The sequence below is a fragment of the Maribacter litoralis genome (assembly GCF_003075045.1).
In the GTDB taxonomy this organism is placed as follows: Bacteria; Bacteroidota; Bacteroidia; order Flavobacteriales; family Flavobacteriaceae; genus Maribacter; species Maribacter litoralis.
Genome location: NZ_QCZD01000005.1, coordinates 72169 through 87430, shown reverse-complemented (window position 1 = coordinate 87430; position 15262 = coordinate 72169). Strand labels below are relative to the sequence as shown.

The window sequence follows — 15262 nt, the reverse complement described above, 5'->3', positions numbered from 1 at the left end:
TCTTATGAACCATAGTGGATGGGCTAGAGTAATTGCATTAATATTTCCATACGTTATAATAGTTGGTCTATTTCAAGTTGGCGGTGCTTTCGTTGCCGGTATTCCATTTGGAGATAACGATTTTCAAGCAACCTCGCTTCAGGAATTAATAATGACATTTTTTTCGTTTCTAGGAACGCTTCTTTTAGTCTGGATTTTTATGAAATATATGGACAAGCAAAATTTTATGGACGTTGGGCTTCAGATAAAAAACAGAAAAAACGATATTATAATAGGCACTCTACTTGGGTTGGTCATAATGGGATTAGCCTTTATTAGTTTAAGGGCAGCCGAAGAAATTATCTATACTGATTTTAACTTTGATGTATTAGAATTAATCTATACCACACTATTGTTCGTATTTGTAGCCATTTTAGAAGAAGTTCTTTTTAGAGGGTACATTCTAAAGAATCTTATGCTATCTTTTAACAAGTATATAGCACTAATAATTTCTTCTGCTTTGTTCGCAATAGCTCATGGTGCAAATCCAAATATTAGCCTATTCAGTTTAACAGGCCTTTTTTTAGCAGGAATAGCACTTGGCGCCTCATATATCTACACAAAGAATTTATGGTACCCTATAGCCTTCCATTTTAGCTGGAATCTATTTCAATCGTTATTTGGCTTCAACGTAAGCGGTCAAGATATCTATAGCATCATAGAATTCACAGTGCCAGAAAACAATATGGTTAACGGAGGGCAATTTGGCTTTGAAGGCTCTATTTTTTCGCTAATTATAGAAATGATACTGGTAGCATTGATTATATATTATTATCAAGTAAAAAAACCTCAACCTATTAGAAATGAAAATATATAAAATCATTGGTCTCATGTCGGGTACTTCATTAGATGGGCTTGACTTAGCTTATTGCCATATTTGGCAAAAAAAAGAGGCATGGCAATTTGCAATCAAAGAAACAAAAAGCATCAAATATTCATCTGATATGATGAATACATTGAAAAACGCCATTGATTTATCTGCGGAAAAACTTCTTGAACTTCATAATACCTACGGCACTTGGCTTGGCGAACAAGTACTAAATTTTGTCAATGAAAATTCATTACAAGTCGATTATATTGCCAGTCACGGTCATACCACTCACCATAGACCAGAAATGGGACTTACCTTTCAAGTGGGTTCTGGTCAACATTTGGCAAATGCTTGCGGTATAAAGGTAATATGCGATTTTAGAACAAACGATCTGGCATTAGGGGGTCAAGGCGCCCCTTTAGTGCCTATTGGAGATCGAATATTTTTTAGCCAGTATGAATTTTGCTTGAATTTAGGCGGAATCAGTAATGTCTCTTTCGAAGTAAAAGATAAAAGAATAGCCTATGATATTGGTTTGGCAAATATGATTCTCAACTATATTACCAGAAAGGTAGATTTGGAGTATGACGAAGATGGAAATTTGGCACGAAAAGGGCACCTAAACCACACCATGCTAGAAAAATTAAATAGCTTAAAGTACTATTTACTACCACACCCAAAATCTATTGGTTATGAATGGTTTTTAGAAGAGGTTGTGCCCATAGTTGAAGAAACGGAAGACACCTTAGAAAACTTGCTTCACACAAGTGTACACCATATTTGTGATAAAGTGGCACAACAGATAGAGCTGAATTTCAAAAGCAAAAATCAACAATTGATGGTAACAGGCGGTGGCGCACTTAATTCTTTTTTGATTGAAACACTACAAGAGAAACTAGGTGAAACAACAAAGGTGGTGGTTCCCGAAAAAATTATAATAGAATTCAAAGAAGCATTGGTATTTGCTTTAATGGGGGTTTTAAGAATAGAGCAATTAACAAATGTACTTTCATCGGTAACCGGAGCAAAAAAAGATTCTTCGAGTGGAGTATTGTTCATACCGAATTAAACTTTTATGCCTAATTTACTCGATAATCGAGATTTAAATGACCAGAGGTACTCCTCTGTTATTATATAAGTTTTATACGAATAGGCCTTAATACGACGTAAGCCTATTCATTCATTAAAATAGAATAAAACATGTCTGAAAAACAAAAGAAAGCAACCGCTTACTGGAAAGAAAATGTACGTTACCTATTCATTTTATTGGCGATTTGGTTTATTGTTTCATTTGGAGCGGGCATTCTATTCAAAGAAGCATTGGATACTATTAAAATAGGCGGCTTCAAATTAGGATTCTGGTTTGCACAACAAGGGTCGATATACGTTTTCGTTATCCTGATCTTTGTATATGTAAGACTCATGAATAAGCTAGATAAGAAATACGGATACAACGATTAAACCAACCAACAAAAACCAACGAAATGAACGTACAAACCTGGACATATATTTTAGTAGGGCTCACATTTGCCCTGTATATCGGTATTGCAATATGGTCTAGAGCGGGATCTACAAAAGATTTCTACGTTGCCGGTGGCGGAGTTTCTCCTTTAGCAAACGGTATGGCGACCGCAGCGGACTGGATGTCGGCAGCTTCTTTTATTTCCATGGCCGGTATCATCTCTTTTGCTGGTTATGATGGTTCCGTTTATTTAATGGGATGGACAGGCGGGTATGTTCTATTGGCGTTATTACTGGCTCCATACCTACGAAAATTCGGAAAATTCACCGTACCGGATTTTATTGGCGACCGCTACTACTCGAAAACGGCTAGAATTGTCGCAGTGATTTGTGCATTGATTGTATCGTTCACGTATGTCGCAGGACAAATGCGCGGTGTTGGTGTAGTATTCTCAAGATTTCTTCAGGTAGATATCAATACCGGTGTAATCATAGGTATGATTATTGTGCTCTTCTATGCCGTTTTAGGCGGAATGAAAGGTATTACCTATACACAGGTAGCGCAATATTGTGTTTTAATCTTTGCCTTTATGGTTCCGGCAATTTTCATATCCATACAAATGACCGGAAACCCAATTCCGCAATTAGGTATGGGATCAACTTTAAACGATGGTTCGGGCACTTTTTTGTTGGATAAACTTGACGGGCTTTCAACCGAACTCGGCTTCAATGAATATACGGACGGTTCTAAATCGGTCACCGATATTTTTGCAATTACCTTGGCTTTAATGGTGGGTACCGCAGGCTTACCTCATGTAATTGTTCGCTTTTTCACCGTAAAAAAAGTAAAAGACGCCCGTAAATCTGCAGGATTGGCACTATTGCTCATTGCCATTTTATATACTACTGCCCCAGCGGTTTCGGTATTCGCCAAAACCAATTTAATTAATACGGTAAGCAATGAAGAATATTCTAGCATGCCTGTATGGTTTAAAAATTGGGAAGAAACCGGACTCCTATCCTTTGACGATAAAAATGAAGATGGAAAAATTCAATATGTGGCGGATACCTCAAAAAATGAATTGACCATTGACAATGATATCATGGTGTTGGCAAATCCTGAAATAGCAGATTTACCTGCTTGGGTAATTGCCTTGGTCGCCGCTGGCGGACTGGCAGCAGCATTATCCACTGCAGCCGGACTATTACTGGTAATTTCTGCTTCGGTATCTCATGATTTGGTCAAAAAAGTTTTTAAACCGAACATTTCCGATAAAGGAGAATTATGGGTAGCTAGGGGATCGGCAACCGTAGCTGTAATTATTGCAGGGTACTTTGGTATTAATCCGCCAGGTTTTGTTGCCGCAGTGGTTGCATTGGCATTTGGATTGGCGGCGGCATCGTTTTTTCCAGCAATTGTTCTAGGTATATTTTACAAAAAAATGAATAAAGAAGGTGCAATAAGCGGAATGGTAGTAGGTATTGTACTGATGTTATTTTATATGACAAAATTTAAATTTGGCTGGTTTGGCGGCGGAACCACTGCAGATTGGTGGTTTGGAATTTCGCCCGAAGGCTTTGGCAGTATTGCCATGATCGCTAACTTTATAGTAGCCATTATCGTATTACGATTTACCCCAGAACCACCATCGAACGTTCAAGAAATTGTAGAAAATATTAGAATACCAAGTGGAGCAGGTGAAGCCACAGGACATTAAAAAAAGTAATTCAACATTAAACAACAACCAAAGGCTTCAACAACCTTTGCATATTAATTAACGCATACCATGAGTAATTACCACATTAAACATCTTGAGGAGTATTATCAAGTTTATAGAAAATCGGTTCGTAATCCCGAAGCTTTTTGGGAAGAAATTGCCGAAGAACATTTCGTTTGGCGCAAACGCTGGGACAATGTATTGAGCTGGGATTTTAAAAAGCCTGAAATTAAATGGTTTGAAGGTGCCAAACTTAATATTACCGAAAATTGTTTAGACAGACATTTACCTACAAGAGGAGATAAAACTGCTATCATATTCGAACCTAACGACCCTAAAGAAGAAGCATTACATATTACCTACAGAGAGCTACACGAACGTGTTTGTCGTATGGCAAATGTCTTATTGGGCCACGGTGTAAAAAAAGGAGACCGTGTTTGTATTTACTTACCAATGATTCCTGAGCTATCAGTAGCACTTTTGGCTTGTGCGCGTATTGGAGCTATCCATTCCGTAGTTTTTGCCGGGTTTTCTTCACATGCATTAGCGACCCGTATCAATGATTCAGATTGTAAAATTGTAATCACTTCCGATGGTTCTTTTCGTGGTAGCAAATCCATAGACCTAAAAGGTATTGTCGACAAGGCATTAGAAGGTTGCCCCGGTGTGGCAAATGTTTTAGTGGCAAAGCGCACAAACGCCAAAATTGATATGCTAAAAGGAAGGGACAAGTGGTTACAACCTTTATTGGATGAAGCTTATGCCGATTGCGTAGCCGAGATCATGGATGCTGAAGATCCATTGTTCATACTTTACACTTCTGGTTCTACCGGAACGCCCAAAGGAATGGTACACACCACTGCCGGTTACATGGTCTACAGTGCCTATACTTTTAAGAACGTATTTCAATATACTGAAAATGATGTATACTGGTGTACTGCAGATATTGGTTGGATAACGGGTCACTCATACATAGTGTACGGTCCCCTGGCAAATGGCGCAACTACTTTAATGTTCGAAGGGGTTCCCTCCTATCCAGATTATGGCCGTTTTTGGGACGTTGTGGAAAAGCATAAAGTAAATCAGTTTTATACGGCACCAACCGCCATTAGAGCATTGGCAAAAGAAAATTTGGACTATGTTGAAAAGCACGACCTATCTAGCCTAAAGGTACTAGGCTCAGTAGGCGAACCTATAAATGAGGAAGCATGGCATTGGTACAATAATAACGTTGGTAAAAAGAACAGCCCTATAGTGGATACTTGGTGGCAAACAGAAACGGGCGGAATAATGATTACACCGATACCTTACGTTACCCCCACTACCCCAACCTACGCAACCTTACCATTTATAGGCATTCAACCTGCCCTTATGGATGAAAATGGACAAGAAATAAAAGGCAATCAAGTAGATGGTAGATTGTGTATTAAATTCCCATGGCCGTCAATTTCAAGAACTATTTGGGGCAATCATGACAGATACAGAGATACCTATTTTTCTGCTTATGAAAACATGTATTTTACAGGTGATGGTGCGTTGAGAGATGCCGTTGGTTATTACAGAATTACAGGTCGTGTAGATGATGTAATTATTGTATCTGGTCATAATTTAGGTACTGCACCAATAGAAGATTCCATTAACGAGCACCCTGCGGTAGCAGAATCTGCCATTGTAGGATTTCCACATGATGTAAAAGGTAACGCACTCTATGGTTATGTTATCTTAAAGGAAACCGGAGAAAGTAGAGATCGTGAAAATTTAAGAAAAGAAATAAACCAGCAAATTACAGAACATGTTGGTCCAATTGCCAAGTTAGATAAAATTCAGTTCGTATCGGGATTACCAAAAACACGTAGTGGTAAAATAATGCGAAGAATTCTACGAAAAATTGCCAGTAACGACACTAGTAATTTAGGCGATACCAGTACACTATTAAATCCGGAAGTTGTTCAAGAAATTATGGACAATGCACTATAATTGGCAATAACAACACATACTTTAATTGAACCAAGTTCGCCAAGCTCATTGAAAAAATGTGTTTGGCGAATTTTATTTTACACGTGAGGTAGTCAAAACAATGTCGGCATTTTCCCAACTTTGCTTTCTAAGTAACTCAACCTCTTTCACCATATCCTGATTGTTTAAGTTTTCGTAAGCCAGTTTTAGACCGTGTAGCGCCCATCCATTTTTTGGCAATCTATCTAAATCTTCTTTATACGTTTTTACAGCATCATCGTAAAGATCCGCTTCAATTTGAACAGCCCCAAGGTGATGCCTTACCGAAAAAAACCAATCCGGTGGTTCATTATAATTTAAACCATCTTCAATTTTAACCGCTTCTAGTAACAATGCAATACTTTGAGAATATTTAGATTCCTTAGCCAAAATCTCCGCTTTTAAAACATTTCTGGCTATTTGAACCAAAACATCTACCGAGTTAATATCCCAAATTGATATTTCCTTCAAACTATCATCCTTCGCAAAAACCTCTAAAGATTGTAATTCCTTTTTTGCATTTTCAATTTCATCCAATCTTAAAAAAGCCATTCCACGGGCATAGTTTAAAATAGCTGATGGATATTTTAAAGAAGGAACATCATTTTTCATTTTCAATATTTCATCCCACTTACCGAACTTCACGTTAATGTAAAACGGTATCGTATAAAAATGCTGAAGCGTTCCCCAACCTGGCTCTGTCATTAACGTGGTACTTGAATGCCTTGCTACTTTGTTAGATGCGTCCAACGCCATTTCACTATTACCTTCTAATGAGGCAGTGGCTGCCAAAAAATGATAATTATGAGGAAAATAAGCAATAGGATATGCACCTTGGGCGTTGCACGCAGCCACATAACTACTATCAACGGCTACTGCCCGAACATTTGCCAATGTGCCTTTATGATAATCTCCAGTTCTAATATAAATATGGGAAGGCATGTGAACAAGGTGCCCGGCACCGGGCACTAGACCTTCATCAAAAATTGCAGCACTATCTAGAGCATCTTCCGGATGTACGGAGGCTTCAAGCATATGAATTTTAAAGTGATGCGCACCAGGATGTTTTGGATCTATTTCCAAAGCGCTGTTGACTACCTGAATAATTTCATTTGTTCTTTCTCTAGGATTTCCATTTTCATCCCACAAATCAAACGGATACATATCCATTATTGACTCGGCATACAGCGCGGCAACATCAGCATCGTATGAATAATTATCATAAACTTCACGCAATGCATTTGAATATGCCAAATCAAGGTTGCCTCTATCCTCAACCGGAAACTGAACATACCTTTTCGACAGGGCATCAATGAGATCCTTTTCTTTTTGAGAAGCATTATTTTCTGCCAGTTCTTTTGCCTTTTGTACTGCATCGTACGCTCTTTGATAATTATCCGGTTCCATACCAGCATTATAATTAGGCCCTAAAACATAGGCAAATCCCCAATATGCCATTGCGCAATTAGGATCCAATTTTGTGGCATAATAAAAAGATCTTGCCGCCTCAGCATGGTTAAAACCGTATGCCAAGACCATACCTTGGTTTACATATTGTTGTGCTAGTCTATTATTGGTAGTTACGGGAAACTCCATCACATCTAACCCATCAATAAGAGGAGCAATATTATCAGATTGATACCATGCCATATCTGTTGTGATTGGAGCACAAGCTATAAAAGGTCTGTTTGAAATGTCGTGAGTATTCCCCCTATTCTTACATGCTACGAAAACAAAAAGTAGTACTATAGAATAAAGAAATGAATTTTTCATAGCTGTAAATATTAATATTTATCAAAATATAATATTCACAATATAAATTCATGATTCTGAAAATCAATTATTTAACGTACAAATTGCATTGAATAACGTATAAATAACAAAAACTCTAAAAATTTAAAACCTCAACAACAATTAGACGCTTTTACTAAAGATTACTTAGAGAAGGCATGATTATTTGCGAACAAGGGCCTGGTTTTAAAGGTCATGAATAAAACAACAGAGATTAAGCCGCATACCCCTAAACCAGCAAACAGTGCCCAAACGGAATCTTCAATAAAACTACCAACAAAAATGGAAATCGGAATGGACAAAATGGTTGATATAAAGCCTGTAATTGCAGCTCCAATACCAGCAATATGACCAATAGGTTCCATGGCAATCGACCTCATATTACCCCAAATAAATCCTAAGCATAAAAATTGAAGAGACAGAAAAATCAATAAAATGACAATACTTGGGTTTTGAGAATTAAAGAATAACAAACTATATGACAATGCAATTACCGTAAAAGCGACCAATGCCGTAAACGACAAATTTCGCATACCAAAACGAATTACTAGCGTACCGTTCATTAAAGTGGAAAACCCTACAGAAAGTGCCAACCCGGCAAACACATATGGAAAAGTATCCGTTAGTCCGTATAGTTCCTCAAATACATGTTGGGCAGAACTCAAATAAACTAAGAAAGAACCGGTAATCAATCCGGATATCATGGTACATGAAACCGTTTCCTTATACCTAAGTATTTCTTTTGTACCCTTAACGAATACCTGAAAAGAAAAAGGAACCTTGTATTCTGGTTTTAATGTTTCTTCCTGTCTTTTAAAGAACCAAATACCTACTATAAGTGCAAAGAACAATTGCATGTAAAATATACCCTGCCACCCGGTATAACCCATAACGGCTTTACCTATAGCAGGAGCCACAACAGGTACAAGAATAAAAAACGCGGTTACAAAAGACATAATTTTCGCCATATAATCTCCACGATAGGTATCACGAATAATAGAAATACTAATAGTTCTCGGCGCCGATAAACCGATACCCTGTAGTACACGCCCTATCAACATAATTTCAAGATTAGGCGCGAGCAGGCAAATAACACTTGCAATTAGAAATACAGTGAACCCCAAATAAACAATTGGCTTTCTACCAAGACTATCAGATAGCGGTCCAAAAAACAACTGACCAACACCTAATCCTAAAAAAATCATGGTAACCAGTAATTGGTTCTGGGTTGGATCTAAACTATTTATAGACACCCCAATATCTGCCATTGCCGGTAAAATGGCATCAATGGTAAGGGCAACTATCGACATTAAAGAAGCCATTAGGGCTACAAATTCAAAATTCGGCTTTACTTGTTCATTCTGCATTTTGCAAAAATACGGCTTAACAATTCAAGCAATGTTATTAAAAGTTGATTTTTAAGTTTAGGGCTTTTTGAAATTCAAATATGTATTTTTGCATTAAATTTAAATGTATGCTCGTTATAGGTATTGCTGGTGGAACCGGTTGTGGTAAAACCACGGTAGTAAATCAAATTATTAATGAATTACCCAATGAAGAAGTTGGTGTCATCTCACAAGATTCTTATTATAACGATTTATCACATTTATCACTAGAAGATAGACGCAAGACCAATTTTGACCACCCTAGCTCAATAGATTTCGCACTATTGGAACAACACTTAATTGCCTTAAAAAACGGAGAATCCATAGAACAACCGGTCTACTCTTTTTTAGAGTGTAACAGAACGGCAAAAACGGTACTTACCCACCCTACAAAAGTTATCATAGTAGAGGGTATCTTAATCATGACAAATTCTGCCATTCGTAAAATGTTCGATATTAAAATATTTGTACATGCTGATACCGATGAGCGGTTAATAAGAAGGCTTAAGCGAGATGTAAACGAACGTGGTTGGAATTTAGATGAGACCCTAGAAAAATATCAAGCGGTAATTAAACCAATGCACGAGCAGTTTATTGAACCTACCAAAGAATATGCAGATATTATAATACCCAATAATAAATACAATACAGTTGCCGTTGAAATTGTAAAGAGTATCATCAACGAAAAAATAATGCAATCCTAATGGCATTTAAAGATTTAAAACAAAAAAAATGGTTTAAGATCATGACCAATATGTATGTATTGGTCTTGACCGTTTTTGTTGTTTGGATGCTTTTTTTCGACACCAACTCCTTATTAATTCATTTAGAATTACGAAAGGAAATCAAAAAACTTGAGAAGACCCAAGAATTCTTGAAAGAAGAAATTGCAAAGGACAAAAAGATTATAGAAAAATTATCTGACGAAGATGAGTTGGAACGTTTTGCCAGAGAAGAGTATTATCTTAAGAAAAAGAACGAGGAAATTTATCTTATTGAATACGAGGACAGTTTAAAACTTAGGGATAAAAAATAATTTTTCATATCATTTTAATAAGTTTTCTACTTTTAAAATACTATACTTAACCCTAAGTCTTAACCGTTTCATAATTAAAAGTTTAACGCATTATTAATGAAAAGTGGGTGCTTATTCACTTAGTGTTAACAAAAAGCTTTCATTAGCCTCATAAATAATTGTATTTTTACGACCTAACTTACTTTGAACATGGGCAAGATTATTGCTATAGCCAATCAAAAAGGAGGTGTAGGCAAAACTACTACCTCAGTAAATTTAGCTGCCTCGCTAGGTGTATTGGAAAAAAAGGTATTATTAATAGACGCTGACCCCCAGGCGAACGCTACTTCTGGGCTTGGTATAGATGTCGATGGGGTTGAACTTGGTTCTTACCAACTTTTGGAACATACCAAAAGTGCACGTGAGACAATCATACCTACCACATCGCCAAATGTAGACCTTATTCCTGCACACATAGACCTTGTTGCCATTGAAATTGAACTGGTAGATAAGGATGAGCGCGAATACATGATGAAAAAGGCCATTCTAGACCTTAAGAACGATTACGATTATATTTTAATTGATTGTGCCCCGTCTTTAGGACTATTGACCTTGAATGCATTGACCGCGGCAGATTCTGTTATTATACCCATACAGTGCGAATATTTTGCACTAGAAGGATTGGGCAAACTGCTGAATACCATAAAGAGCGTGCAAAAATTGCATAATTCTGAATTGGATATAGAAGGTATGTTGTTGACCATGTACGACTCAAGATTACGATTATCTAACCAAGTGGTTGATGAAGTAAGAAAACATTTCGGAGATATGGTATTCGATACCGTAATTCAACGTAATGTTAGGTTAAGTGAAGCTCCTAGTTACGGAGAAAGTATTATTAAATATGATGCTGCCAGTAAAGGGGCAACAAATTATTTGAACATGGCTAATGAGATAGTCAAAAAAAATAAGCAGACGGTTTAAGTATGGCAAAAGCGACTAAAAAACAAGCTTTAGGTAGAGGACTTTCGGCTCTTTTAAAAGATCCGGAGAATGATATAAACACGGCATCTGATAAAAATGCGGATAAAGTTGTTGGTAATATAATTGAATTGGATTTAGATCATATAGAGGTTAATCCATTTCAACCACGTTCCAATTTCAATGACGAACATATTAAGGAATTAGCCACTTCTATTCGTGAACTAGGTGTAATACAACCTATTACGGTTAGAAAATTAGGTTTTAATGAATTTCAACTAGTTTCTGGTGAAAGAAGATTTCGTGCATCTAAATTATTAGGTTTAGAAACTATACCGGCATATATACGTATTGCCAATGACCAAGAGTCTTTAGAGATGGCTTTGGTAGAGAATATTCAAAGGCAAGATTTAGACCCTATAGAAATAGCGCTTTCATACCAACGTTTAATAGATGAAATAAATCTAACTCAAGAGAAATTGAGTGAGCGCGTAGGTAAAAAAAGATCTACGATTGCCAATTACTTGCGTTTATTAAAGCTTGATCCCATTATCCAAACAGGCATGCGTGATGGCTTTCTAAGTATGGGGCATGGTAGAGCTTTGGTCAATATTGACAAAAAAGAAGATCAAATTTCGATTTACGAAAAAATTATATTTGACAATCTTTCGGTTAGAGATACCGAAAGTGCAGTAAAAGCCTATCATTCTAAAGCAGAAGCTTCTGCCGAGGTTAAAAAGCCGGTTAAGAATGACCCTGCTGTATTTGTTAGAAAAGGAATAAAAGAATTAACGGATGCCTTATCCGTGAAAGTAGATATTAAATCTACCGACAATGCCAAAGGAAAAATAACCATACCATTTAAGTCTCAAGAGGAATTTGACCGTATCAAAAAATTGATAACAGGTGCGTAACTATCTTTCATTAATTAGTACACTTTTACTATTTATAAATTTCACCTTCTCACAAGAAGAGCAAGATGCTATACCTAAAACCGAAATAGACAGTGTACAGGCAGACCTTGCCGAAAAAGGAGTGGTCATTAAAGACTCGGTAGCCTTAAAAAAAGTGGAAAGAGAGTTCAAACCCCTAGCACCGAGTAAAGCTGCTTTTTATTCAGCAATCCTTCCTGGAATGGGGCAGATTTACAATAAACGTTATTGGAAAGTTCCCATTGTTTGGGGAGCCATTGGTGGTAGTGCTTATATGTACGCTTACAATAATGATTTATACAAAAGTTTTCGAACAGCTTTTAAACGAAGACAAGCAGGGTTTACGGATGATGAATATTACGACATTAACGGAGATAATGCGGAAGGCGCAGATCCTGATTTGGACACCGATGATTTAGAATACCAACAAGAACGTTATCAAAATGATCGTGATCTATGGCTCGTAGCTGCAATAGGTCTTTATGCATTGAATATAGTTGACGCCAATGTAGATGCACATTTAAAACAATTTAACATTGATGATGATCTAAGCATAGATTTTGAACCCTACTTAGATTTCAACCAAGTGACCAATAGCCCCAACTACGGCATGGCATTAATAATAAAATTTTAAGAATGAGAATTGCACTTTTCGGATACGGAAAAATGGGTCAGATGATAGAGCAAATAGCTTTAAATCGTGGTCATGAAATAGTAGCCAAAATTGATGAAAGTACAGAAGATATAAACTTTAGTACAATGGATGTTGCTATTGATTTTAGTATGCCCAGTGCTGCTTATGGCAATATAACCAAATGCATTAACAATAATGTACCTGTAATTTCTGGAACAACGGGGTGGTTAGATGATTACGAAAATGCAGTTAGCTTATGCAATGATAAAAAAGGAGCTTTTATTTATGCTTCAAATTTTAGTTTAGGCGTTAACATATTTTTTGAGCTGAATAGCTATTTAGCAAAAATGATGCAAAATTTGCCCGAGTACAAAGTTGAACTAGAAGAGATTCATCATACTCAAAAATTAGACGCACCAAGTGGTACGGCAATAACTTTAGCTGAAGGCGTTATATCGAATTCTAACTACAAAGCATGGAAACTAGACCACTCTTCTGATGAAACATTAAAAATAACATCTAAAAGAATTGGTAAAGTACCAGGTACACACACAGTGGCATATGACAGTATTGTTGATAGCATACAAATTAAACATACAGCCCATAATAGAGAAGGTTTTGCTTTAGGTGCCGTTACTGCTGCAGAGTGGATAATTGGAAAAACCGGCGTATTCTCTATGCGAGATGTGTTAAACCTTGGTTAAAAGCGTAACAAAAATTAATCTTAAAGACTGATTGATTATTGATATCATATGAACCGATATCAATATTCGTACTATATCAATAAAAAACAAAAAAGATGAACGGCACTCAATGGATTATATTTATCCTCATTGTACAAGTAATCCACTTTTTAGGAACTTGGAAGTTATACGTTAAAGCTGGTAGAAAAGCTTGGGAAGCAGCAATACCAGTATACAATGCCATCGTATTGATGCAAATCATCAACAGACCAAAATGGTGGGTAATATTATTATTCATACCTATTATCAATCTTTTAATGTTTCCTGTTATATGGGTAGAGACCATTAGAAGTTTTGGTAGAAACAGCAAGGCAGAAACTTGGATAGTTGTGCTTACTCTAGGTTTTTACATCTATTATGTAAATTATGCATTAGAAGTAACCTATATACAAGACAGATCGTTGCATCCTAAAACTGCAACGGGCGAATGGGTCAGTTCCATCTTATTCGCAGTGGTTGCCGCAACATTGGTTCATACCTACTTCATTCAGCCTTATGTAATACCTACAGGCTCATTAGAGCGTACACTTAGAGTGGGCGATTTTCTTTTTGTAAGCAAGTTTCACTATGGTGCAAGAACCCCAATGACCACGGTTGCAGCCCCTATGGTTCATGATACACTTCCTGTATTGGGTGTTCCTTCATATTTAAAAAAACCACAACTACCCTACTTTAGACTACCAGGGTTTACGAAAGTTGATAGAAATGATATAGTAGTTTTTAGCTGGCCGGCCGATACTGTTCGCGTATTCTTTAAAAAGGAAAAAGGTGTAGACAAGCCTATTGATAAAAAATCAAACTATGTAAAACGTTGCGTCGGAATACCGGGGGATTCGTTAGAAGTGCGTGATGGTTATGTATTCATAAACGGAAAACAGTTAGAATTACCTAAAAGTGCAAAACCACAGTTTGACTATACCATTTATAGCTCTAAAGGTGTATCATCGAGAGCCTTGGATAATTTAGGCATAACAGATTTTACAAGAAAATACCTTTCAAACCCTCTTAATCAAGAACAAGTAAACGGTATAAGAAATTATATTTTAGGATTCAACCAAAATGACAATGGTCAAATTGAGCTATTTACAAAAGCAAGTGGTATACCTGCCAATGTAATATCCAAATATAGATTATCATTAAAAGAAATCACCGACCGTCAGCGTACAGTACCTTTGACCGCTGAAATGGTCAGTTCACTTCGAAAAAGCCCTAATATCGATTCTGTGGTGCAACAAATAACGGAGAAAGGTAGACGCGGCATCAATTTATTTCCTCAAAGTCCGGATTACCCATGGAATTACAGCCAACTTGGACCTATTTATATCCCACAAAAAGGAGCTACTGTAGATTTGAATTTAAAAGTTCTTCCTCTTTACAAGAAAATAATACAAGAATACGAGAATAACGACATTTCGGTATCTGGAAATCAAATTAGCATTAATGGCAAACCGGCCACCAGTTATACGTTCAAACAAGATTATTTTTGGATGATGGGTGATAATAGAGATCATTCTGAAGACAGTAGGGCCTGGGGTTATGTACCCGAAAACCATATTGTTGGAACCCCTATTTTCATTTGGATGAGTTTTGACAACTTTACTGAAGGCATTACCAATTGGAGACCTAGATGGGATCGTATTTTTACTACTGTGAATGGAGATGGAGAACCACAGTCATACTTTAAGTATTTCTTGCTGTTATTAGTGGCATACTTAGTAGGAAATTGGTTCTGGAAACGAAAAAAGGGTACTAAATAA

The 15262-nt window shown here is 36.8% G+C and carries 14 protein-coding genes; 12 read left to right on the top strand and 2 right to left on the bottom strand.

Features of this window, described 5'->3' with window-relative positions:
* Positions 1 to 4 precede the first annotated feature (4 nt).
* The 5 genes from DCS95_RS17340 to acs all read left to right on the top strand — a co-directional run bounded on the left by DCS95_RS17340 (position 5) and on the right by acs (position 6006).
* A complete protein-coding gene (locus DCS95_RS17340) occupies positions 5 to 856 on the top strand; it encodes a CPBP family intramembrane glutamic endopeptidase (RefSeq protein ID WP_116772059.1) in 852 nt (283 codons plus the stop codon).
* Positions 843 to 1919: an anhydro-N-acetylmuramic acid kinase gene (locus tag DCS95_RS17335; protein WP_116772058.1), complete on the top strand. Its 1077-nt coding sequence runs from the start codon at positions 843 to 845 to the stop codon at positions 1917 to 1919. The genes DCS95_RS17340 and DCS95_RS17335 overlap by 14 nt, the downstream gene beginning before the upstream one ends.
* Before the next feature lie 131 nt (positions 1920 to 2050).
* Positions 2051 to 2311 (top strand): DUF4212 domain-containing protein, encoded by a 261-nt coding sequence (locus DCS95_RS17330; RefSeq protein ID WP_116772057.1) that lies wholly within the window; start codon positions 2051 to 2053, stop codon positions 2309 to 2311.
* Positions 2312 to 2334: 23 nt separating this feature from the next.
* On the top strand, positions 2335 to 4029 hold the full coding sequence (locus DCS95_RS17325; protein WP_116772056.1) for a sodium:solute symporter family protein: 1695 nt from the start codon (positions 2335 to 2337) through the stop codon (positions 4027 to 4029).
* A 69-nt stretch (positions 4030 to 4098) separates the two neighbouring features.
* On the top strand, positions 4099 to 6006 hold the full coding sequence (gene acs / locus DCS95_RS17320; RefSeq protein ID WP_116772055.1) for an acetate--CoA ligase: 1908 nt from the start codon (positions 4099 to 4101) through the stop codon (positions 6004 to 6006).
* Positions 6007 to 6078: 72 nt separating this feature from the next.
* Here the strand turns inward: acs and DCS95_RS17315 are convergent, their stop codons facing one another.
* Positions 6079 to 7797, bottom strand: coding sequence for a tetratricopeptide repeat protein (locus tag DCS95_RS17315; RefSeq protein ID WP_116772054.1), 1719 nt, complete (start codon positions 7795 to 7797; stop codon positions 6079 to 6081).
* A gap of 161 nt (positions 7798 to 7958) precedes the next feature.
* On the bottom strand, positions 7959 to 9182 hold the full coding sequence (locus DCS95_RS17310) for a multidrug effflux MFS transporter (protein WP_116772053.1): 1224 nt from the start codon (positions 9180 to 9182) through the stop codon (positions 7959 to 7961).
* 107 nt (positions 9183 to 9289) lie between these two features.
* Between DCS95_RS17310 and udk the strand changes: the two genes are divergently transcribed.
* From udk to lepB, 7 genes are all read left to right on the top strand, one after another.
* Positions 9290 to 9904 carry a uridine kinase gene (gene udk, locus DCS95_RS17305; RefSeq protein WP_116772052.1) on the top strand — a complete coding sequence of 205 codons (615 nt, stop codon included), beginning with the start codon at positions 9290 to 9292 and terminating at the stop codon, positions 9902 to 9904.
* Positions 9904 to 10236, top strand: a complete 333-nt coding sequence (locus tag DCS95_RS17300) for an FtsB family cell division protein (protein WP_116772051.1) — start codon at positions 9904 to 9906, stop codon at positions 10234 to 10236. The genes udk and DCS95_RS17300 overlap by 1 nt, the downstream gene beginning before the upstream one ends.
* 189 nt (positions 10237 to 10425) lie before the next feature.
* Positions 10426 to 11199: a ParA family protein gene (locus DCS95_RS17295; protein ID WP_116772050.1), complete on the top strand. Its 774-nt coding sequence runs from the start codon at positions 10426 to 10428 to the stop codon at positions 11197 to 11199.
* A gap of 2 nt (positions 11200 to 11201) precedes the next feature.
* The gene (locus tag DCS95_RS17290) at positions 11202 to 12110 is read left to right on the top strand and encodes a ParB/RepB/Spo0J family partition protein (RefSeq protein WP_116772049.1); all 909 of its coding nucleotides are present in this window, start codon (positions 11202 to 11204) and stop codon (positions 12108 to 12110) included.
* Positions 12103 to 12762 (top strand): DUF5683 domain-containing protein, encoded by a 660-nt coding sequence (locus DCS95_RS17285; protein ID WP_244178484.1) that lies wholly within the window; start codon positions 12103 to 12105, stop codon positions 12760 to 12762. The genes DCS95_RS17290 and DCS95_RS17285 overlap by 8 nt, the downstream gene beginning before the upstream one ends.
* 2 nt (positions 12763 to 12764) lie before the next feature.
* Positions 12765 to 13466 carry a 4-hydroxy-tetrahydrodipicolinate reductase gene (dapB, locus tag DCS95_RS17280; RefSeq protein ID WP_116772048.1) on the top strand — a complete coding sequence of 234 codons (702 nt, stop codon included), beginning with the start codon at positions 12765 to 12767 and terminating at the stop codon, positions 13464 to 13466.
* A gap of 95 nt (positions 13467 to 13561) precedes the next feature.
* Entirely contained in the window at positions 13562 to 15262 is a 1701-nt protein-coding gene (lepB, locus tag DCS95_RS17275; RefSeq protein WP_116772047.1) for a signal peptidase I, read from the top strand.